23 protein-coding genes are annotated in these 25,413 nt (G+C 58.4%); 10 read left to right on the top strand and 13 right to left on the bottom strand.

Going from position 1 to position 25,413, the window contains the following annotated elements; all coding sequences use genetic code 11:
* Genes GOW04_RS06575 through GOW04_RS06595 form a run of 5 tightly spaced genes read right to left on the bottom strand, consistent with a single transcriptional unit; the run spans position 1 to position 4,855 of the window.
* Positions 1–678, bottom strand: coding sequence for a hypothetical protein (locus GOW04_RS06575; RefSeq protein ID WP_171231905.1), 678 nt, complete (start codon positions 676–678; stop codon positions 1–3).
* On the bottom strand, positions 678–1,121 hold the full coding sequence (locus GOW04_RS06580) for an ATP synthase subunit C (RefSeq protein WP_152457528.1): 444 nt from the start codon (positions 1,119–1,121) through the stop codon (positions 678–680). The genes GOW04_RS06575 and GOW04_RS06580 overlap by 1 nt, the downstream gene beginning before the upstream one ends.
* A complete protein-coding gene (locus tag GOW04_RS06585) occupies positions 1,118–2,914 on the bottom strand; it encodes a V-type ATP synthase subunit I (protein WP_171231906.1) in 1,797 nt (598 codons plus the stop codon). Before GOW04_RS06585 ends, GOW04_RS06580 begins: the two co-directional genes overlap by 4 nt.
* Positions 2,911–3,516, bottom strand: a complete 606-nt coding sequence (locus GOW04_RS06590) for a V-type ATP synthase subunit D (RefSeq protein WP_171231907.1) — start codon at positions 3,514–3,516, stop codon at positions 2,911–2,913. The genes GOW04_RS06585 and GOW04_RS06590 overlap by 4 nt, the downstream gene beginning before the upstream one ends.
* Positions 3,494–4,855: a V-type ATP synthase subunit B gene (locus GOW04_RS06595; protein WP_171119510.1), complete on the bottom strand. Its 1,362-nt coding sequence runs from the start codon at positions 4,853–4,855 to the stop codon at positions 3,494–3,496. Before GOW04_RS06595 ends, GOW04_RS06590 begins: the two co-directional genes overlap by 23 nt.
* A gap of 244 nt (positions 4,856–5,099) precedes the next feature.
* Between GOW04_RS06595 and GOW04_RS06600 the strand changes: the two genes are divergently transcribed.
* From GOW04_RS06600 to GOW04_RS06635, 8 genes are all read left to right on the top strand, one after another.
* Complete coding sequence (locus tag GOW04_RS06600; RefSeq protein ID WP_152457524.1) at positions 5,100–6,839, top strand: ABC transporter substrate-binding protein; 1,740 nt, start codon at positions 5,100–5,102, stop codon at positions 6,837–6,839.
* An 82-nt stretch (positions 6,840–6,921) separates the two neighbouring features.
* Positions 6,922–7,971 carry an ABC transporter ATP-binding protein gene (locus GOW04_RS06605; protein WP_171231908.1) on the top strand — a complete coding sequence of 350 codons (1,050 nt, stop codon included), beginning with the start codon at positions 6,922–6,924 and terminating at the stop codon, positions 7,969–7,971.
* Between the two features lies 1 nt (position 7,972).
* The gene (locus GOW04_RS06610; protein WP_152457522.1) at positions 7,973–9,049 is read left to right on the top strand and encodes an ABC transporter ATP-binding protein; all 1,077 of its coding nucleotides are present in this window, start codon (positions 7,973–7,975) and stop codon (positions 9,047–9,049) included.
* Complete coding sequence (locus GOW04_RS06615) at positions 9,046–9,909, top strand: carbohydrate ABC transporter permease (protein WP_152457521.1); 864 nt, start codon at positions 9,046–9,048, stop codon at positions 9,907–9,909. The genes GOW04_RS06610 and GOW04_RS06615 overlap by 4 nt, the downstream gene beginning before the upstream one ends.
* The gene (locus tag GOW04_RS06620; protein WP_152457520.1) at positions 9,906–10,703 is read left to right on the top strand and encodes a carbohydrate ABC transporter permease; all 798 of its coding nucleotides are present in this window, start codon (positions 9,906–9,908) and stop codon (positions 10,701–10,703) included. The genes GOW04_RS06615 and GOW04_RS06620 overlap by 4 nt, the downstream gene beginning before the upstream one ends.
* Before the next feature lie 8 nt (positions 10,704–10,711).
* Positions 10,712–11,113, top strand: coding sequence for a DUF2160 domain-containing protein (locus tag GOW04_RS06625; protein WP_152457519.1), 402 nt, complete (start codon positions 10,712–10,714; stop codon positions 11,111–11,113).
* Between the two features lie 65 nt (positions 11,114–11,178).
* On the top strand, positions 11,179–11,574 hold the full coding sequence (locus GOW04_RS06630) for a BlaI/MecI/CopY family transcriptional regulator (protein WP_152459841.1): 396 nt from the start codon (positions 11,179–11,181) through the stop codon (positions 11,572–11,574).
* Positions 11,561–12,658, top strand: coding sequence for a M56 family metallopeptidase (locus GOW04_RS06635; protein ID WP_171231909.1), 1,098 nt, complete (start codon positions 11,561–11,563; stop codon positions 12,656–12,658). The genes GOW04_RS06630 and GOW04_RS06635 overlap by 14 nt, the downstream gene beginning before the upstream one ends.
* A gap of 10 nt (positions 12,659–12,668) precedes the next feature.
* On the opposite strand, the gene GOW04_RS06640 is transcribed toward GOW04_RS06635, so the two are convergent.
* From GOW04_RS06640 to xylF, 5 genes are all read right to left on the bottom strand, one after another.
* Positions 12,669–14,024 (bottom strand): MATE family efflux transporter, encoded by a 1,356-nt coding sequence (locus tag GOW04_RS06640; RefSeq protein ID WP_152459840.1) that lies wholly within the window; start codon positions 14,022–14,024, stop codon positions 12,669–12,671.
* A gap of 198 nt (positions 14,025–14,222) precedes the next feature.
* Positions 14,223–15,530, bottom strand: a complete 1,308-nt coding sequence (gene xylA / locus GOW04_RS06645; protein ID WP_171231910.1) for a xylose isomerase — start codon at positions 15,528–15,530, stop codon at positions 14,223–14,225.
* 10 nt (positions 15,531–15,540) lie between these two features.
* Positions 15,541–16,338 carry an ATP-binding cassette domain-containing protein gene (locus GOW04_RS06650; protein ID WP_171119504.1) on the bottom strand — a complete coding sequence of 266 codons (798 nt, stop codon included), beginning with the start codon at positions 16,336–16,338 and terminating at the stop codon, positions 15,541–15,543.
* The gene (locus GOW04_RS06655) at positions 16,338–17,636 is read right to left on the bottom strand and encodes a sugar ABC transporter permease (protein ID WP_171119503.1); all 1,299 of its coding nucleotides are present in this window, start codon (positions 17,634–17,636) and stop codon (positions 16,338–16,340) included. Before GOW04_RS06655 ends, GOW04_RS06650 begins: the two co-directional genes overlap by 1 nt.
* A gap of 75 nt (positions 17,637–17,711) precedes the next feature.
* On the bottom strand, positions 17,712–18,731 hold the full coding sequence (gene xylF, locus GOW04_RS06660; RefSeq protein WP_152457515.1) for a D-xylose ABC transporter substrate-binding protein: 1,020 nt from the start codon (positions 18,729–18,731) through the stop codon (positions 17,712–17,714).
* Positions 18,732–18,884: 153 nt separating this feature from the next.
* Between xylF and GOW04_RS06665 the strand changes: the two genes are divergently transcribed.
* Entirely contained in the window at positions 18,885–20,102 is a 1,218-nt protein-coding gene (locus GOW04_RS06665; protein WP_171231911.1) for an ROK family transcriptional regulator, read from the top strand.
* A 1-nt stretch (position 20,103) separates the two neighbouring features.
* Positions 20,104–21,603 carry a CRTAC1 family protein gene (locus GOW04_RS06670; protein WP_254430065.1) on the top strand — a complete coding sequence of 500 codons (1,500 nt, stop codon included), beginning with the start codon at positions 20,104–20,106 and terminating at the stop codon, positions 21,601–21,603.
* Here GOW04_RS06670 and GOW04_RS06675 read toward each other — a convergent pair whose 3' ends face one another.
* Genes GOW04_RS06675 through xylB form a run of 3 tightly spaced genes read right to left on the bottom strand, consistent with a single transcriptional unit; the run spans position 21,604 to position 25,303 of the window.
* On the bottom strand, positions 21,604–22,902 hold the full coding sequence (locus tag GOW04_RS06675; RefSeq protein WP_254430066.1) for a cytochrome-c peroxidase: 1,299 nt from the start codon (positions 22,900–22,902) through the stop codon (positions 21,604–21,606).
* Positions 22,899–23,846 carry an aldose epimerase family protein gene (locus tag GOW04_RS06680; RefSeq protein ID WP_171231913.1) on the bottom strand — a complete coding sequence of 316 codons (948 nt, stop codon included), beginning with the start codon at positions 23,844–23,846 and terminating at the stop codon, positions 22,899–22,901. The genes GOW04_RS06675 and GOW04_RS06680 overlap by 4 nt, the downstream gene beginning before the upstream one ends.
* Positions 23,846–25,303: a xylulokinase gene (gene xylB, locus GOW04_RS06685; protein ID WP_171231914.1), complete on the bottom strand. Its 1,458-nt coding sequence runs from the start codon at positions 25,301–25,303 to the stop codon at positions 23,846–23,848. Before xylB ends, GOW04_RS06680 begins: the two co-directional genes overlap by 1 nt.
* Positions 25,304–25,413 lie beyond the last annotated feature (110 nt).

Consider the following 25,413-nt stretch of genomic DNA (forward strand, 5'->3'; position numbering starts at 1 on the left):
TCAGCGGATGACCCCTTCCAGAACGGCACGGAACCGGGGCTGCAAATGCTCCATCAACAGCGATGCCACTGCCTTATCCGTAAGGTCCAGAACAACACCCTGATCTTCTGCGCGAACGCGGATGCCTTCCTGCACGTCATCGGCTGCGTGCAACTCGATACTCTCGCGCAGCATCTTCGCAGTCAGCCCAAGAACATATTTTGTCAGCTTGCCGGATTGAATGTCATCGGCGTTTTGCTTGATGTCTTCTTGCGTGGCGACCCGGGCAGGCAGGATAACGGAAACCTTGCCATTCAAATTTGCACCTGCCCCGGCTCGGCCTACCACCTCGAGGATCATCTGCCTGAGAAGCTCGGGATCGGACATCTCTTTGGTTACAAGGCGTTCGACATCTGCCTTGAAGCGATCCGTCAGACCTGCCTTCATGGTCAGCACGGCATCCCGCATCGCGGTGTTCAATGCTTCTTCGCCGGCAGCCCTGTAATTGTCTGTCTCCGTGCGGGCTTTCTTTTTCAACTCATTGGCTTCGCGCTTTGCCTCTGCCACGATGCGCGCGGCTTCGGCTTTTGCTTCCGCGCGCAATTTTTCGGCTTCGGCCTGACCAGCGGCAACCCCATCGTTGCGCAATTTGTCGATCAGCGCGTCAACCCCATGCGCAATCGTTCTGTCTTGTGCCATCAGCTGATCCCCGCACTGATGACCAACGCAAACACGAAGGCAAAAACACCAAACCCTTCGATGATTGCGGCAGGGGCCAGAGCAAGGCCAAAAATCTCGGGCTTTTCCTTGGTCGCATTGATCGCAGCCGCACAGGCCCGACCCTGCCAGATGCCGCAATACATCAGTGCGATACCCGACAGGATGCCGATCCCGAACAGACCGCCCGCGTTTTCAGGTGTCACGTCGCGGTTCAGGGTAAACATGATGACGATCCCGTAGATGACCATCGTTGAGGGAAACGCGGATACACCCACGAAACGGCCATAGCCGCCCTCGGTTTCCGTCATGGCCCCGATACTGGCCATACCGGCGATCGAACACCCTATGGCGCTGGCCGCAGCCCCCAACGCCATTGGCGCATAAATACCCAGCCAACCCAGTGTAAGAACAAGCTCATTCATTCCTGAACCTCCTTGCGGGCAAATGGACGAAAGATGATGCCTTCATCCGGCAGACCCCATTTAAAGAATTCGATGTAATTGAGACGCAAACCGTGCACGACGCCGCTCATCATCGCGAGCGCGAAGTTCAAAACATGACCTATGATCAGTATCAGCAGCCCAAACAGAATGCCCGGCCCCCTAAGAGCCTGCATGACCGACACCGCCAGCTCATTGAACGTGATCGCCAGCGAGGCCGAAGCAAGGCCCAACGCGAAAAGACGCATATAGCTGAGAACATCCCCAAACGCGCCCATCGCCCCGGCAAGGCTTTGAAACCCTTCGAGCAAACGCCGGATCCAGTCCATCGGCCGCTGGATGACCCGCTCGCTAGAAAACAGGACAATCGCCACGATGCCGGCGGTCAGGATAGCTGCGCCCGGCACCGGCGAATTGCCGTTCATGTAGCCGAGCCAAAGGACAAACCCGCCGATCAGGGCCGCAACCCAGCCCAGATTGGCAACCGCCTTGCGTTGCCCCCACGCTGCGCGGGCCGCAAGTGCGTTGGCCAGGACAAGGTGTATAACGCCAACGACGATCGAAACCATCATCATCGCGCCGAAATCGTTCAAATCCAGCACCTTGAGCCTTGCCCAAATCGAGCCCGCAGCCGGTGATACCCCAAAATAGCTGCCCACCATGACCCCGTAAAATATCGTAACAGCCGAGATGATCAGGCCGAACAGACGCCAGGACCTTTGACCAGCGGTGCGGTCCATCCGTCTCCAAAAGGCCAGCACCGCCAGCAGGATGACAGCACCGTAACCGGCATCCGCCACGATCATGGCAAAGAAGATCGCAAAGGACGCCGAGACGATGACGCTGGGGTCCCAGTTCTGATATCCGGGCACCTGATAGAACAGCGCCAGATCGACAGCGGCCCTGCGGTTTTCAGGCTGCTTTAGCAAGGTCGGAGGCGCGTCGCCCGAACCCGGATCTTCAATCAGGACGGCTGAACCCTTGGCGTTTGCCGTGGCAAGAACAGCATCCACCTGATCCACGGGAACCCACCCCTGCAAAGCAAACACTGCCTCTTCGTCGCGCACTTTCTGCGTTGCATGGGCAAGCTCGGCGGCACTTTCGGCGACGGACAGGTTCCGGCGCATCAATGTCAGATAGCGCGTCAGCGCCACGCGTTCGGCTTCCAACGCCTCGAGGGCGATTTCGGCCTCTTCCAACTGGGCCTCAAGCTCGTGTACCGGTAGCGAACCGACATGGGTTCGCGGAACAGGAAGAACACCATCATCGGGTTCGTCAGGTGAAATCAGAACGGCGTAAAGGTACCGGTGGTCTTCCTCCAATATTGCCCAGGGAAGCTTGACCTCGGACAGGGCATCCCGGTGCTTCAGCGGCAGCTGATAGAACCACAGCCTGTTGCCAGCCAGCGCATCGGTCGGCGGAAAATCCAAATCCCCCCAAGGTCGCACCTGGGCGATGCGATGCGCCAGAAAGTCACGCCGGTCCATTGTATCCCGAACGCGCTGCATGAGGTCGGTCACCTCGCGCACGAAACGATCCATGTCGAAATCAGACGCACGCTGGACCTGGCGGCGCGGATCAGGCACTTCTGCAAGGAAACGCAATGCCTTATACGCCTCTCTTGCACCGCGCTCACTGATCTTTTCCGGCTCTTTCGGTGTGGGAACAAGCGGCAAAACATGCATGCAGCCAAGGGCCTGAAGCGCCTCAAGCGTTTCCGCCTTTCGGGCAGCAGGCCCGATCAGAGACATCTTTTTCAGACGCGCAACGCTCATGTCAAAGCCTCCTGCGCGTGTTTGCGTTTCGAGATCTTCGACCGCACGACGGCCTGCATCTGTTCGTCGCTCAGGTAGATGCGGATTTTCTTGATGTTGGCCTTGGCGCGCGGGATCAGAACCTTTTCGAACAAGTTGACCCGCTGGGTGATGGTGGCCACCGCCTTGTCGAAGATGCGAACGCGTTCTTCGGCAATCTTCACCCGCACCCGCGCTTCGATGACGTCGTGCAGCAAAAGCGCAGCGGCATCGACCCAATGGGGCTTGGCCAAAACGGAATACGGGCGCACTGCCACTTCGATCCGATCAAGGTCAGGCAGTTTGACCCCTACCAAATTGACCTCTTTGACCTTGTAGTCCTTGAGCTTGACCAGCCCATCCAGAGCGACACCCTGCTGGGCCAGCATCGGCAGCTTTTCGCCAACCTGCTGCACCAACGCCTGCACCATTTGCTCGAGGCGGTCGACCTCTTCCCGGGCCCGGACCCGTTCAGCCATCAACTGTTGTCGCTTCAGGTCCAGCGACGGCAGGAACCGCTCATAGCTTTTCAGCTGCGTCTGCTCGCGCGCAAGCGACGATTTATTCAGCTGCAACCGCGCCATTGGCATCCTTCGGGAAATACTTATCGATCAATGCCTGCTTCATCAGCAACTGTTCCGGCGCAAAACACTCTGCCAGCGTCTTCCAACCCAGATCAAGCGCCTCTTCCAGCGGGATCGAAACATTGATGTCCATGAACCGAGACCGGAACAGGCCGCCGAATTTCAGCAATTGGTGATCATAGTCTGACAGGTCGAAGGCCATCGCTTGTTTTTGCGCGGCATCGCGGCTTTCAGAATAGAAACGGATCATCGTGTTCATGATCTGCCCATGATCTTCGCGGGTGGTCTTGCCGATCACGTTCTGCTTGAGGCGCGACAGGCTGCCGAACGGATCGATCACGCCAGAATGCAGATAGAACTGCCCTTCAGTGATATAGCCGGTGTTGTCAGGCACCGGGTGGGTCACGTCGTTTCCGGGCATGGTCGTGACGGTCAGAACCGTGACCGACCCGCCTTTGGCATAGTCACAGGCTTTTTCGTATCGGCGCGCAAGCTGCGAATACAGGTCCCCCATATAGCCGCGCTGAGATGGCACCCTCTCCTGGCTGATGCCGACCTCTTTCATCGCGTCAGCATAGGCGGTCATGTCCGTCAGCAGGACCAGCACGCGTTTGCCCTCTTCCACAGCGAACTTCTCGGCCACTGCCAATGCCATGTCCGGCACCAGCAGACGTTCGACCAAAGGATCCATCGCTTGATTGACGAACATGACGGTGCGCGAAAACACACCCGCATCTTCGAACGAGGTGCGAAACGTGTGGTAGTCGTCAAAAATCAGCCCCAGCCCGCCAAAGATCACGATATCCGCGTCGGCCTGAATACCGATTCGGCTGAGGAACGCGTTGAATGGCTCGCCTGAAACCGAGAAGATCGGAATTTTCTGGCTCTCGACCAATGTGTTGAACACGTCGATCATCGGCACATCCGTGCGGATCATTCTGTTTGGAACCGCGCGTTCCGCCGGATTGACGGTCGGTCCGCCAATATCGATATGCGGTTCCGCAGACAGGTCGGGGCCTCCATCAATGGCCACACCGGCACCATCAAACACGCGGCCCAGAATGTTGGCCGAATAGGGTGTCTGCATCGGGTGACCGAGAAAGGTTGCCGTTGCTTCGGTCGATATGCCCTTGGTGCCGGAAAACACCTGCAACGTGACGACATCCCGGTCGATGAAGATCGTCTGGGCCAGTGTTTTTCGACCATCCACCGTCTCGATCACAGCGAGGTCGTTGAACCGGACAGCCGGCTCCCCTTTGTTCTGGATCGGAACCCGAACCTTGATTGTGTCCCCGACGATTTCCAGAACACGCGTGTACTTCAACAGACTTCGGGACATTGCCTATCCTCACTGTTCCAAGTCGTTTTTCGTAATTCGCGCCGCACGTCTCAGCGGTAATTTTTGCAATGACAATCCTAGCTTACAACGAATTCACAAATTGGCAAACGAGTTCAGCGCCACCTCTTTTGGGATGCCTGAACGTCAATTACTAAATTTTTAGTTTGACACATACGCAAGAAATCGCTGATGCTGTCCGTCATCCGGTTTCCGCCGGAGAACCATAATTTTTGGGAGGAGACAGATGCGGAGACATCTACTTTCCGCAGTGGCGGCGGCTGCCGTCATTGCGGGGCACGGTCCTGCTTGGGCCGACGAAGCCGCAGCACAACGTTGGATCGACGACGAATTCCAGCCATCGACCTTGTCGAAAGACGAACAGATGGCCGAGATGCAGTGGTTCATCGAAGCTGCACAGCCTTACGCAGGTATGGAAATCAACGTCCTGTCCGAAGGTATCCCGACACATTCCTACGAATCCGAGGTGCTGACCAAGGCGTTCGAAGAAATCACCGGTATCAAGGTCAACCACCAGATTCTGGGTGAAGGTGAAGTGGTTCAGGCCGTTCAAACCCAAATGCAAACGGGTCGTAACCTGTATGACGGCTATGTCAACGACAGTGACCTGATCGGCACCCATTCGCGTTTGCAGCTGGCCTATCCGCTGACGGACATGATGGGCGGTGACTGGGCCGCGACGACTTCGCCGACGCTGGATCTGGATGACTTCATGGGCATTCAGTTCACCACCGGACCGGACGGCAAGCTGTATCAGCTGCCCGATCAGCAGTTTGCGAACCTTTACTGGTTCCGCAAGGACTGGTTCGATGATGAGGCGAACAAAGCCGCGTTCAAAGAAAAGTACGGCTATGATCTGGGCGTTCCGGTCAACTGGTCCGCGTATGAAGATATCGCCGAGTTCTTCACCAATGATGTGAAAGAAGTCGATGGTACCACGATCTACGGCCACATGGATTACGGCAAGCGCGCGCCCGACCTCGGATGGCGCATGACCGATGCCTGGCTGTCGATGGCCGGTGCCGGCGACAAGGGCGAACCGAACGGTGTGCCTGTCGACGAATGGGGCATCCGCATGGAAGCGGGCACCTGTAACCCTGTTGGCGCTTCGGTGTCGCGCGGTGGTGCTGCAAACGGTCCGGCTGCGGTCTATGCGATCCGGAAATGGGATGAATGGCTGCGGGCCTATGCGCCTCCGGGTGCCGCGTCTTATGACTTCTACCAGTCACTGCCGGCACTTAGCCAGGGCAACGTGGCCCAGCAGATCTTCTGGTACACGGCCTTCACCGCCGACATGGTCAAGCCGAAGTCCGAAGGCAACAACACCGTGGATGACGAAGGCACGCCGCTGTGGCGGATGGCGCCCAGCCCGCACGGCCCCTATTGGGAAGAAGGCCAGAAGGTTGGCTACCAAGACGTGGGGTCCTGGACGTTCCTCAAATCGACCCCCTCGGATCGTGCCCAGGCAGCCTGGCTTTATGCCCAGTTCGTGACCTCCAAAACTGTCGACGTGAAGAAGTCCCATGTGGGTCTGACCTTCATCCGCGACAGCTCGGTCAACCACGAGTCGTTCACCGAACGCGCACCCAAGCTGGGTGGTCTGGTCGAGTTCTACCGCTCACCTGACCGCGTGGCATGGTCGCCGACTGGCATCAACGTGCCGGATTATCCGAAGCTGGCCCAGATCTGGTGGCAGCAGATCGGTGACGTGAACTCGGGCGCCTTCACCCCGCAAGAGGCGATGGATCGTCTGGCAGAAGAGATGGACATCACTATGGCCCGGATGCAGGCCGCGGATGAAAGCGCCGGTGTCTACGGCGGCTGTGGTCCGCGCCTGAACGAGCCGCAAGACCCATCTTTCTGGCTGGAAAAGCCGGGCTCACCCAAGGCCAAGCTTGAGAACGAAAAGCCGCAGGGCCAGACCGTCAACTATGACGAACTGGTTCAGCGCTGGCAGTCAAAGTAAGCCGTTGAAACCCGGGGGTGCCGCGTCAGGCACCCCCACCTCAAGACCAGTGCATTGCACTGAAGGACCGGAACCCACGGACATGATCGAACTTCAAGACGCGACCAAAAGGGTCGGCAACGTCATCCATATCAAGCCCACAAACCTGACCCTTCAAACAGGCCACTTCAACGTGCTGCTGGGCGCGACGGGCTCGGGCAAGACCTCTCTGATCAAGATGATGGCCGGTCTGGACCCGATCGCCTCGGGCAAGGTCCTGATGGATGGGCAGGACGTCACACGGCTGAATACGCAGAAGCGAAAAATCAGCCTCGTGCACCAGTTCTTCGTGAACTACCCACATATGACCGTATTCGACAACATCGCCTCGCCCCTGCGTGTGGCAGGCATGGCGCAATCCGAGATCGAAGGCCGCGTGGAAGAGGCCGCCGAGCTGCTGCAACTGCGCCCGATGCTGCACCGCCGCCCGCACGAGCTGTCGGGTGGGCAACAACAACGTACCGCGCTGGCGCGTGCTATTGCTAAAGAAAGCCGCGCCGTGTTCCTTGACGAACCGCTGGCCAACCTCGACTACAAACTGCGTGAAGAACTGCGCGAGCAGCTACCCGATCTGTTCGCAGGTCGCGGGGCCGTGGTGGTCTATGCCACGTCCGAGCCCGAAGAGGCGCTGCTGCTGGGCGGCTACACCGCCCTGATGGAAGATGGCCGCGTGACCCAGTTCGGGCCAACCGCTGACATTTATCGCAACCCAGAAAACATCGCCGCCGCGCGGGTCTTTTCGGATCCGCCGATCAATGTCGCACGCATCACCGTTTCCGCTGCGCAGGCGCAACTGGCCGGTGGAGGTGGCTGGGCCGTTACCGACATGGCCGACGGAGATTACATGGTCGCGGTGCGGCCGCATCGTGTGACGCCGTTCCGTACGTCTGACGCGGACGTGGAACTGACCGGCCGCGTGATCGTGACAGAGCTTTCGGGTTCGGATTCCAGCGCGCATTTCCAGCATGGCGAGGACGCCTGGGTGTCGCTGGCCGCCGGAGTCCATCCCTATCAGGTGGGCGAGGACCACACATTCTTCATGAACCCGGCCCATTGCCGGTATTTCGGCCAAGACGGCAAAAGGGTGGCCTGACATGGCACAGATCAAACTTTCAAACCTCCGCCACAGCTACATGCCGTCGCCAAAAGGCCCCGAGGATTATGCGCTGAAGGAAATCGACGTGACCTGGCGTGATGGCGGCGCCTATGCCTTGCTGGGGCCGTCAGGCTGCGGCAAGTCCACGCTGCTGAACATCATCTCGGGCCTGCTGACCCCGTCCGAAGGGCAGATCCTGTTCGACGACCGTGACGTGACCGCCCTGCCCCCCGATCAGCGCAACATCGCACAGGTGTTTCAGTTTCCGGTGATCTACGACACGATGACCGTGGGCGAGAACTTGGCCTTTCCGCTGAAGAACCGCGGCGTCGATCCGGCGACGATCAAGCGCCGCGTCGATGCGATCGCCGAGATGCTGGATGTCACCGACATGCTGAACACCCGTGCCAGCGGCCTCAGCCCGGACAACAAGCAGAAAATCTCGATGGGTCGCGGCCTGGTCCGCGACGACGTAAACGCGGTGATGTTCGATGAACCTCTGACCGTGATTGACCCGCATCTGAAATGGAAGCTGCGGTCCAAGCTGAAAGAACTGCACCAGCGCGTCAAGGCGACGATGATCTATGTCACCCACGACCAAACCGAGGCCCTGACCTTTGCGGACGAGGTCGTGGTGATGCAAGAGGGCGAAGTGGTGCAGATCGGCACTCCGGTGGAGCTGTTCGAGCGCCCGCAGCACACGTTCGTGGGCCATTTCATCGGCTCGCCCGGTATGAACGTGCTGCCCTGCAAGGCGCGCGGCGACCGCGCCCTGTTCGAAGGGCACGAAGTCATGCTGGAAGGTCCCATTCACGGTGATGGCGGCCGTACCGATCTGGGTATTCGCCCGGAATATGTTGGCTTCGGCGAGACCGGCATCCCGGCGCATGTGACCAAGGTTTCCGACATCGGTCGCCACTTTGTGGTCAGCGCGATGGTCGGCAATACCGCCCTCAAGGCCGTGACCGAACACAGCGTGCCCGAACCCGGATCACAGGTTTTCCTGCAATTCAAACCCGAACAATCCCGCGTCTACCGCGACGGGTGGATCGCAACCGAGGAGCGGGCCCAATGAGAACAGAAAATCAAAAAGCGTGGTTCTTTGTCCTGCCCGTGCTGGCACTGGTCGCGTTCAACGCGCTGGTGCCGATGATGACAGTGGTCAACTATTCGGTGCAGGAAACCTTTGGCAACAACCAGTTTTTCTGGGAAGGCCTGGGTTGGTTCGAACAGATCCTGCGGTCGGACCGGTTTCAGGCCGCACTTGGACGACAGTTCCTGTTTACTTTCCTGATCCTGATCATCGAAGTGCCTCTTGGCATCATCGTGGCCCTGTCGATGCCGCGCAAAGGTTTCTGGGTGCCTGTCTGCCTGGTGCTGATGGCCCTGCCGATGCTGATCCCGTGGAACGTCGTTGGGTCCATGTGGAACATCTTCACCCTGCCCAAAATCGGTCTGTTGGGATATTTCCTGAATGACGTTCTGGGCATCAACTATGACATGACGCAACAGCCGCTTTCGGCCTGGATCACCGTCATCGTTATGGATGTCTGGCACTGGACGTCCCTGGTCGTGTTGCTGTGCTATGCAGGCCTCGTGTCGATTCCGGACGCCTACTATCAGGCGGCCAAGATCGACGGCGCAAGCCCTTGGTCGGTGTTCCGCTACATCCAGCTACCCAAGATGAAGACAGTTCTGACGATCGCGGTCCTGCTGCGGTTCATGGACAGTTTCAACATCTATACCGAGCCCTTCGTGCTGACCGGCGGTGGGCCCGGCAACTCGACCACCCTGCTGTCGATCGACCTTGTGAAAATCGCGCTGGGGCAGTTCGACCTTGGCCCTGCGGCTGCGATGAGCCTGATCTATTTCGCCATCACGCTGCTAGTTTCGTGGCTCTTCTACACTCTGATGACAAAGGATGACGCGCAATGAAGAAGCGGTCTCTCATCCCGATCCTCTATATCGCGTTCCTGATGCTGCCGATCTATTGGCTGGTGGCGATGTCCTTCAAGACAACGAACGAGATCCTGTCGGGCTTTTCCCTGTTCCCCCAGACCTTTACGCTGGAGAATTACATCACCATCTTCACGGATCCGACGTGGTATTGGGGCTATATCAACTCGATCACCTATGTGACGTTGAACACGGTGCTGTCGGTCAGCGTCGCCTTGCCCGCTGCCTATGCGTTCTCTCGCTATCGGTTTCTGGGCGACAAGCAGCTGTTCTTCTGGCTGCTGACCAACCGGATGGCCCCTGCCGCGGTCTTCGCCTTGCCGTTCTTCCAGCTCTATTCTTCGATCGGCCTGTTCGACACGCATCTGGCTGTGGCACTGGCGCATACATTGTTCAACGTGCCGCTGGCAGTTTGGATTTTGGAAGGCTTCATGCGCGGCATTCCAAAAGAGCTGGATGAAACCGCCTATGTCGACGGCTATTCCTTCCCGCGTTTCTTCGTGACGATCTTCCTGCCCAATATCAAAGCGGGCGTGGGCGTGGCGGCCTTCTTCTGTTTCATGTTCTCGTGGGTGGAAATGCTGCTGGCCAAGACCCTGACCGCGGTCGAGGCCAAACCCATCGCCGCCGTGATGACCCGCACCGCATCCAGCGCGGGCTATGAATTGGGCCTGCTGGCCGCCGCCGGCACCCTGACCATCATCCCCGGCGCCATCGTCATCTGGTTTGTCCGCAACTACATCGCGCGTGGTTTCGCGATGGGACGTGTGTGAGGTTTGATATGCGTAAACTTCTTCTCATCCTTCTTTTCCTTCCTTCTACGACCTTTGCCCAGCAGGCCGGATGGGGCAGTGTCGGCCAGCAAGAGGAAAAAGGCTTTTCCTGGACTGCGCCACTGTGGCCCGATTTCTGGATGGCCTGGACCCCGGCGACACTTGCCGTATTTGTCGGCATCTTTTCGGCCATCGCACTGATTGGCGTTCTTGAGGGCTTCAAGTATCGCGATGGCATAGAACGGCGCGGTGTACTGGGGCTGACAACCACATTGGGCGATCGGCTTTTCATCACCCTTCTGGGGTCCGCCTATATCTTCCTCGCATGGCTGGGCATTGTCGGGCAGCCGGTATGGACACCTCTTTTCCTGTCTATCGGCTGGGGCGTTTTTGTGTTCTGGAAAGTTTAGACTTTGAGAAATCGCGAAAGGATGCTTGTCTGGCAGGCATACTAAACATGACCACACCGAGATCGATGCGAAAGAAAAAGACAACAAATCTGCTGACCGAGGTTGAACTGGAGTTCATGAACGAGCTCTGGGCCCTCGGGCAAGGCTCGGTGCGAGATGTCCTGGACCGCCTGCCTTCGGAACGCAATCTGGCCTATACATCCGGTGCCACGATCCTGCGTATCCTAGACGAGAAAGGTTTTGTGGAAAGCCGCAAGACAGGAAAGACCCTGATCTATAAGCCGCTTCTGGAAAAGGACAGATATCAGGCCCGTTCTCTGCAAAACCTGTCCCGCACTCTATTTGACGACACACCCGCCACACTGGTGGCCCGGCTTGTCGATGATGCGGGGCTGAGCGAAGCCGACCTGGAGGAAATTCGAGCACTGGTAGAAAGGAGACTGCAAAATGACAGCGGTTAGACCGGTTCTCGACACATTTATCGAACTCAACATCGTGCTGGCCTTGTCAGCCGTCATCTGGCTGGCGGCCCGCGCAGCCCTGACCCGAACAGCCCTGCGCCACAGCTATGTCGCGCAGTTGCGTGCGCTCAAGGCGCTGTGCGTGTGCGTTCTGATCAGCCCGTTTCTTGCGTTCGGCGTGTCATCACTCGCCTCTTATGCATGGCCGGGCAGCGCCATGGCGCTTGGCGACATCGCCGTTGCTGCCTATCTGCGCGGCGATATCGCCATGCCCGCCACCCAGTTCGAGGCCTTGCTGAACACCCGTGAACGGTGGGTGGAACTTGCGTTGTCGGGGCAACAGCCGGTGATCACTGCCCTTGTGACGCTGCTTGTTTTGGTCGCCGCCGTGTTTGCGGCCCGTGCTCTGCGGGACGCGGCGATGATCCGTCAGACAGTCAAATCCAGCTTTCTTTGGCGGCAGTCGGCCAAGGTTGACATCCGTCTTTCGGATCGCATCACCGTTCCGTTCGCCGTGCGCGGATTGCGCCGTCGCCATGTCGTTCTGCCAAGCCACCTACTGGATACCCCGCACGAACTGCGCTTTGCGTTGGCGCACGAGCTTCAGCATGTTCGCGCGGGTGACGTGGAATGGGAACTGGGCTTTGAAATGCTGCGCCCGCTGTTGTTCTGGAACCCAGCCTATTTGATGCTCAAATATCAGTTCGGCCGCTTGCGTGAACTGGCATGTGACCAGTCCGTGGTGGCCCGCAAACGGATCGACGCGCGCGAATACACGGCTTGCCTGCTGGATTATTGCGCGCGTACGATCTCGGCAAACAATCCTCGTGTTCTGAATGTTGCGTTTGTGACGGGCAGCAAGGCCAAGCGCGTGCTGCGTCAGCGCGTGCTTGCATTGACCGATGCACAGCCGGCGGTGCCTACCCTGCCCGCTCTGTTCCTGGGGATGGCATTGACTTTTGCCACCCTTCTTGCATTGGGGTCTGCGTCGATCCAGCAAACGCAAGATTGGAGCCATGACCGCCTGATGCTGTCAACCGTGGTCAATCTGGAACGGCTGGAAGCGCGCAATCAGGGGAACTGATCCGACCAGATCACCAGCCGCGACGCCCGAACAGCGAATGAAGCCGACCTTGATCTGAAAAAGGCTCGAGCGCTTGCGAGCGCTCCAACCGCGCCACGACCCGCGCGACCATAACCCAGCCTATGACTGCAAAGATGACGCCTCCAAACGCCTGCCCAAGCAGAACGCCGGATGCGCCGGCGATCTGTGAACCAATCGTCGCGAAAACCCAAGTGCCGATAGTGTGACGACCCCAGTTTATCCATGTGGAATAGACCGGATGCCCCAGATTGTTGAAGCTGGCATTTGTCACGAAGATCACGCCATTGAAGAACGAAGCCAAAGCCAACGGGCCGCAGAACAGATAGATCAGACTGCGGGTTTCGCCCTCGGCAGCAAACAGATCCGCAATCGGTGCGCGCAGCAAAAACAAAATGGCCGACATGCAAACGACATAAATGGCCGTGAACTTGATCCCTGCCAGAAAGGCAGCGCGCACGCGATCGAACTTTTCGGCCCCGAAATTCTGCCCGATGATTGGCCCTATCGCGCCGGACAGAGCGAAGATGACCGAAAACGCCACTGGCAAAAGGCGCCCGATCACCGCCATGCCCGCAACCGCGTCCGTTCCATATTGCGCGATTTCCCGCACAACGATTGCATTGCCGATCGGCGTGGCGACATTTGTCAGAACCGCTGGAATTGCAATCGCCCGCACGGGGCGCAAATCCTTTGCAACCTGCTTCAGTGAAGGGCGCGCAAATCCCCGATGCACCCGATGCGCTGGCCACAACGCCGCCCCCAGCATGCACAGCCGCGCCAGGACCGAGGCGATAGCGGCCCCATCCAGCCCCAGCCCGACCGCAAAGATCAGTATCGGGTCCAGAACTGCATTCACCACTCCGCCGTAGATCGTGGCCATCATTGACCTCCGCGCATCGCCATGAGCGCGCAGCACGGCCATCGCCGTCATCGCAATGGACATCACGAACATGGTCGGAAGGATGATCGACACATAACGCGTCGCCAGCCTCAGAACCTCTCCTTCCGCACCAAGCAAGGACAGCAGGTAGCTGAGGTTAAACAAGACCAGTCCCGAGGTCGTCAGCCCGGCAATCAGCCCAATAACGGCCACGCTGGACGCGTAGTGTCTTGCCTGTTCAGCCCGCCCGGCCCCGAGTTCGCGAGCAACCAGCGCCCCGGCGGAAATCGACAATCCGATATTAATCGCGTTGGTGAAAAACAGCAGCGTACCGGCATAGCCCACCGCCGCCGCAAGCGCATCGTTGCCCAACATCGAGATGAAGATCATATCGACAAAGTCGACGGCAAAAATGGCCATCAGGCCAATGCTGGTGGTCAATGACATGCGTGTCACATGCAGCATCAGACTGCCGCTCAGAAACACCGCTTTGCCCGCCGATTGATCCGCCAAAACCCTGTTCGCCCCACCTGTTCGACCCCGACGGGCCTTTGATGCCGTTGCGCCCAGCAAGGGAAAGCCCCGGCCAACGCTGAAGCAAACTCACGCGTTTCCGGGGCATTGTACACAAGTTATTTTACGGATCGGCTGAACCCACAGGGATCAGACAAAACGGTTCACGTAGTTCTCGAGGATTTCCTGACGCCCCGAGCGCGGATCTGGATTGAGACCCTCGGCCAGCACCCGCGCTGCAATCTCATCAAGACCAGAGGTCAGCATTGCCTGCGCCTCGGGCGTATTCCAGCCCGCGTACCGATCAGCCAGCGCCTGTTCCAATCCGCCATCTTCGATCATCGCTGCCGCTGCTTTCAGGCCCCGGGCACAAATGTCCATCCCGCCCACATGCGCGGCGATCAGATCTTCGGCATCAATCGACTGCCTGCGCAGCTTGGCATCGAAATTGGTGCCGCCGGTGGTAAACCCACCCGACTTCAGGATGTGGTAATAGGCCAGCGCAACCTCGGGGGTGTTGTTGGGGAACTGATCCGTATCCCAACCCGATTGATAGTCGTTCCGGTTCATGTCGATGGAGCCCAGCATCCCCTCGGCCGCGGCTACGGCAATCTCATGTTCAAAACTGTGCCCCGCCAGGATCGCGTGACCCTGTTCGAGGTTCAGTTTGACCTCATTCTCAAGCCCATATTTGCGCAGGAAACCAATGCAGGTCGCGGCATCGAAATCATATTGGTGCTTTGATGGCTCCTGCGGTTTGGGTTCGACGAGGATCGCACCTTTGAACCCGATCTTGTGCTTGTACTCGACCACCATGTTCAGGAACCGGCCCATATGATCCAGCTCGGTTTTCATGTCGGTGTTGAGCAGCGTCTCGTACCCTTCGCGCCCACCCCAAAGCACATAGTTTTCGCCGCCCAGCTTGTGGGTGGCATCCATGCAGGATTTCACCGTGGCGGCAGCAAAGGCAAAGACGTCGGGATCGGGATTGGTGCTGGCACCGCCCATCCAGCGGCGATGGCTGAACATGTTGGCCGTACCCCACAACAGCTTGGTGCCGGATGCCTGCATCTTTTCACCGATATAGTCGGTGATCTCGTTCAACGTGCGCAGATTGTCGGCGAAGTTCCCCTGCTCTGGACGGATATCGGCATCATGCCAGCAGAAATAGGGCTGTCCCAGAATCTGGAACATCTCGAACGCGATATCGGCCTTCATCTTGGCGCGGCCCATGTCATCCTGTGGGTGCCAGGGGCGCTCGAAAGTGGGGCCGCCAAACGGATCTCCGCCCTCCCACGCGAAGGAATGCCACCACGCCACGGCAAAACGCAGGTGATCCTCCATGCGCTTGCCCAAGATGATCTCGTCCGGGTTGTAGTGACGGAATGCGAGCGGGTTCTTGCTGTCCTCGCCTTCAAATTGGACTTCTTCAATTCCCTGAAAAAAACCGCTCGTCATTTCGCTTACCTCATTCCGTCTTTTCGCCGGGCTTTTTGCCCAGAATGATCATCGACAACAGATCGTCATCGGTGACGTCTGCGATATCGACTGTTCCAACCAATTGCCCGTTCTTCATGACCGAGGCCCGGTCACACAGCTCCATCACCGCGTGTACATCATGGTCGATCAGGAAAATCCCGATCCCCTGCGCCTTGAGCTGTTGGATCAGGTCCGCCACCATCTGTGTTTCGTGCGGGCCAAGTGCGGCCGTGGGCTCGTCCATGATCAGGATACGCGCGTTGAAATACACCGCCCGTGCAATGGCCACCGATTGACGCTGACCGCCCGACAGGGCCGAGACCGGATCATTGAACTTCTGAAAGTTCGGGTTCAGCTGCGCCATGATCTTGCGGCATTCCGCCTCCATCGCGGCGTCGTTGACCAGACCAAAGGGCGTGACCATTTCGCGGCCCAGAAACAGGTTCGAACTTGCATCCAGGTTGTCCGCCAGCGCCAGCGTCTGATAGATCGTCTCGATATTGTTGGCGCGCGCGTCACGGGGGTTGTTGATCTCGACCTTCTTGCCGTCGATCAGGATTTCGCCATGGTCCATCTGATAGGCGCCCGAAAGAACCTTGATCAGGGTGGATTTGCCGGCCCCGTTGTGGCCCAGAAGGCCCACGACCTCGCCCGGGTAGAGATCAACCGACACATGGTCTACCGCCTTGATACCCCCGAAGGAAATCGAGATATCGCGCATTTCCACCAGCGGAGGCTGGCCCGATCCGCGACCCGAAGCCCGGTTCTGTGTTTCTTGTGCTTGCATCATTTCGCCCCCAGACGTTTGCGATAGACGATGTCGATATAGACGGCCAGAACCAGGACGGTGCCGACGACGATGTTCTGAAACGGCGCATCCACGCCAACCATGGCCATGCCGGATTGCAGCGCCTGCATGATCAACGCGCCAAGGATTGCGCCGTAGATCGTTCCGATGCCGCCGGACAGCGCGGTTCCACCAATCACGGCAGCGGCAATCACGCGAAGCTCATCCAGCGTCCCGATATCATTCGAGTGATTGGCCAGACGGGCCGAGGCCACGACTGCCGACAGCGCGCACAGGAACCCCATCAGGGCAAAGATCTTGACGGTCATCAAACGGGTGTTGATGCCCGACAACTCGGCCGCGTCCGGGTTGCCGCCAGTGGCAAAGATGTAACGGCCAAAGCGGGTTTTGCGGGCCACGACGGTCAATGTCACCGCCACAATGATCAGGATCAGGACCGAGATCGGAATGCCGTAGCCGACAACCAGCCCTTCCGGCATGGTCTCGCCGCGCGCTTCGAACATACGTTCCAGACGGCGCGTCGGGATGGCATAGCTGTTGACGATCAAGACATAACCCATAATGGCGGTGCCAATGATCCCGGCCAGCGTTGTTTCAGCCCAAACCGGCTTAACAGGGAACCCGTGGGCTGCTTTGGACCGGCGACCGCTCCACAATGCCCAGATCGCGACGGCCGTGGCCGCAAGGCCGAACAGAAGACTGACCGTTGTTCCCAAGGTTCCGTTGGTACCGCCGAACATCAGGAAGGTGCTGTCCAGCGGGCCGATCGTCTGGCCATCGGTCATGTACCAAGCAACATTGCGCCAGACCAGAAAACCACCAAGCGTCACGATAAAGGCTGGGATGGTCAGGTACCCCACCATCCAACCGTGGAACGCGCCGATCAATGTGCCGACCACAAGGCCAACCACCAACGTGATCGCCCAGGTCGCCGGGTGGTTCAATCCCATGCCCAGAACATTCGGCAACAGCTCGGTTTGCGTCATCGCCATAACGGCGGATGTGGTCGCCAGCAGCGCCCCAACCGACAGGTCAATGTGGCGCATGACGATGATGAACACCATGCCGCAGGCCATGATCGCAACCGAGACGGTCTGGATCGACAGGTTGAACAGGTTTCTGGGCGTCAGAAAGCGGCCATCCGTCACGATGTTGAAGCCAATGCACAGGATGATGAAGGCGCCGATCATGCCCAATAGCCGCATATCCAGTTCCAGTTGCTGAAACAGGTTGGCCTTTGCTTTTTGGGGTACCGGCTGAGACGAAGTTTCGGTCATATCCGATCTTTCATGTTCAGCTGTGATCTCTGGCCCACCCTTGCGGGCCAGAGATATTATAGTTTGGAACTTGGTTTAGTTACAGGGTGCAGGGCCGTTTTCGACGCCCTGGCACAGGTCTTCCAACGGAATCCAGCCAGCATCGACCACGACGGACAGGTTGTCTTTGGTGATCGGTACAGGCGCAAGGAAGACCGAGTTCATCTCAGTTCCGCCGGGCGAAGTCCATTTGATGGCACCTTCAATGTCCTCGGGGCTTGTCCCGTTGCTCAACGCAACTGCAATTTCACCGGCAGCTTTGCCCAGCTCACGCGCATCTTTCCAGACAGAAACGGTTTGCGTACCCTTGGCAACCCGGTTCAGCGCCGCGTGATCGCCATCCTGACCCGAGACCGGAATGCCTTCCATGCCCTGCGCGGTCAGGGCTGCAACAACACCGCCGGCAGTACCGTCATTCGAGGCCACGACGGCATCAACGTTGTTTTCGTTCGCGGTAAGGATCTGTTCCATGTTGCGCTGTGCGTTCGCAGGCAGCCAACCGTCGGTATAAGCTTCTCCCACGATGACGATATCGCCGCTGTCAACGGCGGCCTGGATGATCTCTTGCTGACCGCCACGCAGGAAATCCGCGTTCGGATCCGTGGGCGAGCCCTTGATCATCACATAGTTGCCTTTCGGCATCGCCTCGAACACCGCGCGGGCCTGCATCCGGCCAACTTCAACGTTATCGAATGTCAGATAGAAGGCACGGTCATCTTCGATCAGACGGTCATACGCGATGACCGGAATGCCTTCGTCTGCCGCCGCCTGCACTGCCGGGCCGATAGCCTGGGAATCCTGCGCCAGAATGATCAGCGCATCAACGCCCTGGGCGATCAGACTTTCAATATCCGACAATTGCTTGGCAGAAGAAGATTGGGCATCAGACGAGATGTATTCCGCACCGCCCGCTTCCAGTGCAGCCTTGATCGCCGCTTCGTCGGTCTTCCAACGCTCTTCCTGGAAATTCGACCAGCTTACGCCGACCGTGGGCTCTGCGAATGCAGCTGTCCCCATCAGGACCGCCACGACAGAGGCGCTGAGAATTCGTTTCATGATTTCCTCCCGGTTTCATTGAGCCATCGTTTCATGATTCGTGGCCCCGATAATTCTGAGTAGCATATTTATTTCAGTCGGTAAAATATTTATGCTATCGGTAACTGAAAAAACCACCTAGGTTGAAACAAGGATCAGATTCGCGAGGGCAAGATGCTGAAAAGCAAAGCTTCTTCAAATGCCACAGACCAAAGGAACGTCACTCGCCTGCGCGTTCTGGAAAAAATCCGGGCCACAGGGACCATTTCGCGAATCGACATCGCCACCGCGTTGGAGACCAGCCCAGCGACCATCACGTCCGCCACTGCCGATCTGCTGTCTGCCGGTCTGATTGCGGAAATAGAAAGCGAAACACCTTCCAAATCAGCGCGCCGCGGCAGACCGCGGGTACAGCTGAAACTAAATGGCGCGTCACATCTGATCGCGGGCGTGAAAGTCGCCCGCCAGCAGGTTTCAGTCATTCTCGTGGATTTCGAAGGAACCGAAATCACTTCGTACACGCATCCACTGGACCAAGCCCGCATGGCCCCGGATGCGTTTGCCAAGAAGATCCGCGGCGTGCTTGATCAGGCCTGCGCCTCGGCAAACCGATCCCTTGCCGATTTGTCAGGTGTCTGCATCGGCATCGCTGGCCTTATCGATGCAAATCAGAACTTTGTGCATTGGTCATCTTCGCTGACGGAACGAAATGTGGATTTGAGCCCGCTGTTGTCCAAGGTGCTCCCCTGCCCCGCCTTCATCGAAAACGACGCCAATCTGGTCGCAAAGGCGGAACAGCTTTTTGGGTTGGGAAAGGGGCTGAAGAACTTTTTGGTTGTTACGATCGAACATGGCATCGGCCTGGGCATCGTCCTTGATGGCAAGCTTTATCGCGGTGAACGCGGATGCGGCGCAGAATTCGGGCACCTCAAAGTTCAGTTGGACGGTGCCTTGTGTCAGTGCGGCCAGCGCGGATGCCTGGAGGCCTATGTGGGGGAATACGCCTTGATCCGCGAAGCCACGATCGCCAGTGAAGCAACGGATCCCCGCACTCTTGTCGATATACTTGCAGCAGCAAAAGCCGGCGACGCTCGATCCATTTCCGTTCTGGCCCGCGCGGGCCAAGTGTTCGGGATGGGAGTTTCGAACCTGATCAATCTGTTCGACCCCGAGTGCATTATCCTGTCCGGCGCCAGAGGCCGATTTGATTATCTGCATTCAGACGAGGTGATGGCACGTGTCCAAAACGGCGTCGTCAGCGTCGACGCGCCGTTGCCGGAAATCAAGGTCAACCACTGGGGCGATTCAATGTGGGCAAAAGGGGCAGCGGCTTATGGAATTGAACAAGTCTCTATCCTGAAGGTCAGGGAACTGGCGGCTCATGCGAATTAAGATGGCAATCTTGCTTGCGGCAGGTTCCGCTGCCGCTGCGGACACCGTTCCACCCCGCTTTCAAAAGGTGGAAACCCCCGGCCATGTTTACGATGGCGGCTGGGAACATTTCGTCGGCGGGGGTGTCGCGGTCTTCGACTGCAATGATGACGACCGCCCTGAAATGTTCGTGGCAGGCGGATCAAGCCCAGCGCAATTGCTCATCAACACATCCGACACAGAGGTCCGTTTTCTTCAGGATACGCCCGGCCATCTATCCTTGACCCGTGTGACCGGCGCATACCCGGTGGATATTGACGGCGATGGGTTCCTGGACCTTGCGGTTTTGCGCGTAGGCAAAGACCTGTTGCTTCGTGGCAGACCGAACTGCGCGTTCGAGCCGTTCACGGCACTGAGTTTTCAATCTCAGGACCATTGGACAACCGGCTTTTCCGCCACTTGGGAACGTGGGCAAACCCTGCCAACGCTGGCCTTTGGAACCTATGTCGACCGAAGCAATCCGAATGGACCTTTTGAGGCTTGCGGGCCGACGCTTTTGTACCGACCCCAAGGCGAAAAGTATGGCGATCCTGTCCGTTTGGAACCCGGTCACTGTTCCCTGTCGATCCTGTTTTCCGACTGGGCGCGCACGGGTCGCGCGGATCTGCGTGTCAGCAATGACCGCCACTATTATGTGCGTGGCGGGCAAGAGCAATTGTGGGCCATGGAAGACACCCCGCGCCTGTACAGCGAGGCCGATGGATGGCTACCCTATTCGATCTGGGGCATGGGGATCGCCTCGCGGGATCTGACCGGTGACGGGTTTTCCGATGTTTATCTGACGTCCATGGGGGACCAGAAATTCCAGGTTTTTGATCCTGCACCAGATGGGCCGACATGGCGGGATGCAACCTACGACCGTGGAACAACGGCACACAGGCCACATGCAGGAGGAGACGGCCGCCCCTCGACCGGCTGGCATGCACAGTTCGGGGACGTCAACAATGACGGGCTGGACGACATTTTCGTCGCCAAAGGCAATGTTGAGCAGATGCCCGACGCGGCGCAGAACGACCCCAACAATCTGTTGATGCAGACTTTCACCGGTCAGTTTGTCGAAACAGCATCAGAGGCTGGTGTCGCGTCCATGGCAAAGTCCCGCGGCGGGGCTCTGGCGGATTTCAACGGGGATGGATGGCTGGATTTGGTGGTGGTCAATCGCGGCTCGGACCTCGAGGTTTTTCAGAATGAGCCGACGACCGGCAACTGGCTCATGATTGATCTCGGCCAGAGCCACCCCAACAGACAGGCAGTCGGCAGTTTTATCGAGGTCAGGACGCCCGAGGGCATTCAAACCCGTGAAGTGACCATTGGCGGGGGGCACGCCAGCGGAAGTGCCGGGTTCCACCACTTTGGTCTGGGAGACCTCGAAACCGCAGAAGTACGGGTGATCTGGCCTGACGGTGAACATGGAGATTGGCAGAAGGTAGATGCCAATCAGGTGTTCCGCCTCAGCCGTTGATCATTGATCGACGGGCAATCCGCTGGGAACGGTTTGGGGAACACCCAGCCGCACAGCCGGATCTTCCAGCGTACCCAGAAAACTCAGGATGGCATCGACCTCGTCATCACTCAGGACGATGGGCGCCAGATCGTTTGACGCAGCTATGGCTTCGACATGCCGGGGATCAAGCAAAGCCTTTTGATCCTCTGCCCCGAAAAACTCTGGCAGGTCAGCCTTTTCGATGGCGTAGTTCCGCAACGCGGAAACCGGGTCCAGATGATGGCGCACGATATTCTCAAGCCGTGCGTAGGCACCGCTGTGGCCATATGGCGCCGTCAGGGTCACGTTGCGCAGCGAAGGCGTGCGGAATGCGAACGCATCATCCTTGTCGCCCGTGACGCGCAGTCGCCCGTCATCCCGCACATGATTTTCGAAACGGGCTGATTTTCCGGGGCCTATCTGAGGCATGGCGATGGAATGGAACCCGTGATCGGTCTGGAACCAGCCGGAATGGCAGGCGCTGCATCCAGCCTTTCCGTAGAACAGCGCCATCCCCAGCTGCGCTTGTTCGGGCAGCGTGTCTTCGCCTCGCATCGCACGATCAAACAGGCTGTTGTCAGCCCGCCATTCAAACGCGATGAAATCGGCAATGACATTGGCGATTGCGGTAAAGGAGATGTCTTCTCCGGGCGCGATGTCATCAAATCGCCTTTGATACTCTGGTATCGCCGCCACACGCGCGGCGATCAGATCCCAGGCGCCACCCTCTTGGGTCAGCAGGCCGAGACGTACGGCCTTGCTCACCTCGTTTTCGGAATAGTGCCCCGCCATTTCGTCAGGTGACAGCACCGGAAACATCGCCTGCGCCGCCAAAGCCGATTTGAACCCCGGCCTCATATGCGTCCCCAACGGGGTTCTGATGCCATTGGGCTGTGACGGATCCGCCTCGAGGCGGCCGTCATGGAAAAACGTCGTGAATTCCGGCGCCCCGAGGTTCCACATCGCGGGCGAGTTCCTAGGAATGCGCTGTTCGGGTCTGTTGTCTTGTGTGACCTTGCGCTGACCACCCAGCCCAGCCCCACCTTCGCCGATTCCCAGTGAAAGCCCGTCGGACGTTCCCAGCTTCGGATGATGACAGGTTGCGCAGCTGATGTTCTTGTTGCCCGACAGGATCGGATCGTAGAACAGCAGTTGCCCCAACTCTGCGTTTGAAAAGTCAGGTTCGATGAATTCAGGTTTCGGACCAAGGTCTTGCGCCTGAGCAATTGAAAGCGACATCCAGATGCCTACGGCATGTGCTGCAATCTGAAGTCTCATGATCGTTCCTCGGAAATCTCAAGTGTCAGAGTTTGTTGATACGGGTTGTCCGGCGTATGGATGACGGTCGGGAACGCGGGGACATTCACGGCGTTCGGATATCCTGACGGTTCAATGCACAGCCCCGCACACGGGCTAAATCGGCCTGACAGATGTGCTCCGGCATAGACCTGTGCACCGGGTTGATCTGAATACAGGTTCATCTTCAATCCCGAAGGTGCCGTGACCTCTGCGACCGGATGATCATGGGTTCCACCGTCATCAAACACAAAATAATGGTCCAGCTCGCGCCCCTCTGGCCCGACGGTACGTGACAACGCGAAATCTGGCACACTTTCGCCGGCAGCGGATATATCTCCGGCAGGAACGGAACGCGCGCCCAACGCCAGCACCCGGTTCGATCTTAGCCTGAGCCGGCAGTCCAGGATATCCTTAGGACAGCCCAGAGTGTAATAATTGTGCTGCGCGATGCTGATCGGCGTTGGGCGATCCGGGCGCGCCCTGATTGTGTAGATCAGACGCGGACAGGTCAGTTCGACATCCACCTCGAATTTGACTTCACCGGGAAAACCGCCTTCACCGTGAGGTGAAGTCAAGGACAGAACCGCCTGATTTGGAGAGGTTTTCACGATATCCCAGTATTTGCGCGACAGCCCGCTCGGGCCACCATGCAGCGTTGTCGGCCCTTCGTTTGCTGTCAGGTGATGAACGCGCCCCTGCAATGCAAACTGTGCCCCGCCGATGCGGTTGGCCACTCGCCCGACCATCGCGCCAAGGTAGAACGGGTCCGACAGGTAATCCTGCGGGTTTTCGTAGCCCAATACCAAAGATGTTTCGTCAAGCCACCAGCCTTGCGTGATTGCGCCATAGTTCAACAGGGAAACGGACATGTTGCCGTCTTCCAGAAGGACCTGCTCGACAGGCATGTGTTTGGGCTCAGCCATCAGCGCGCGGCCAAAGGGGACAAAGCAGCATAGTATTCGCGATACCGCTGATATTCCGCCTCATATGCGCCGGACAGTTCGACACGTGGTTCAACATGCTCAGCGACTTCCGGGGCCAGCATGACATCCCTGGGGTCGGTGCCGTCCACCGCACATGCAGCAAGACGCGCTGCGCCCATGGCTGCGCCGAACCCACTTCCATCGGGCACAGCAAGCGGCGTGTTCAGAACCGTGGCCAGCGTTTCCAGCCAAAACCGCGACCGCGCCCCGCCACCGACTACCAGCAGACTTTCGGGATTGGTGCCCGTGCTTCTGAGCGCCTCCAAACAATCGCGCATGGCAAAGGAAACCCCCTCTGTCACGGATTGCGTCAGATCAGCGGGTTCCGATGCGATATCCAGCCCCAGGAATGCCCCGCGTATGTCGCTGTCGTTGTGAGGCGTCCGTTCACCGGACAGGTACGGAAGGAATGTAATCTTTGAAGGCCCCTTCACCGAATCCGGCAGGGTCGACGCCAGCGCACCGACGGGTTGACCGAGGTGACGGGACAGCCAGTTGAGACTGTTGGTGGCCGACAGGATCACACCCATTTGAATCCAGCGATCCGGCACCGCATGGCAAAAACAATGAACGGCTGTTTCCGGCGCGGGCGCATAGCTTTCCTTTGCGACAAGCAACACACCCGACGTGCCCAATGAAAGAAATCCGCTGCCCTCACCGATGCTTCCGATGCCGCAGGCCGCTGCCGCGTTGTCACCGGCCCCGCCGGCAACCACGACGGGCCCAGTCAGGCCCCATTGCCGAAGGATCTCTGACCGCAGCTCTCCGCCTGCCGAACTGCCTTCAACCAGCTCTGGCATTTGATCCCGGCGCATATGGCTTTGATCCAGCGCAGTGTCTGACCATTCACGTTTTCCAACGTCCAGCCATGCCGTACCGGCGCTGTCGGACATGTCGCTGACATAGGAACCGGTGAGCCAGAAACGCAGATAATCTTTCGGAAGCAACACCTTGGATGTCTTCGCAAACATGTCAGGCTCATGCCCGCGCACCCATTCCAGCTTGGGTGCGGTGAAGCCCGGAAAAACGATGTTCCCGGTGATCGCGCGCATCGACGGCAGACCATCCAGCTCCGCAGCTTCCTGCGCTGATCTCGTGTCGTTCCAAAGGATACAGGGCCGCAGCACATTGCCATCCCGATCCAGCAACGTGGCACCGTGCATGTGGCCGCTCAGACCGACGCCGCGCACCGCAGAAAATGCAACACCGTTCAACGCGCGTAATTGGGCAACGACGTTTTGGCAGGCCTCTACCCAATCGGACGGATCTTGTTCCGACCAGCCGGGATGCAAAATCGATGTCTCGACACCTGCTTCGGCTTCGGCGACGACTTTGCCCTCTTCGCTGACCACAATTCCCCGAAGACCTGACGTCCCCAAATCCAGACCGAGATACACGCGATTTTCCCCCTTCGTATGCCGCACGGATCGCGGGCGCAACAAAGCGCACCCCAAGCCGATGTCAGACCTTACCAGCACAGTTTGCGCTAACACAACAATTCCAAACA

This window comes from Ruegeria sp. HKCCA4812, from assembly GCF_013034245.1.
GTDB lineage: Bacteria > Pseudomonadota > Alphaproteobacteria > Rhodobacterales > Rhodobacteraceae > Ruegeria.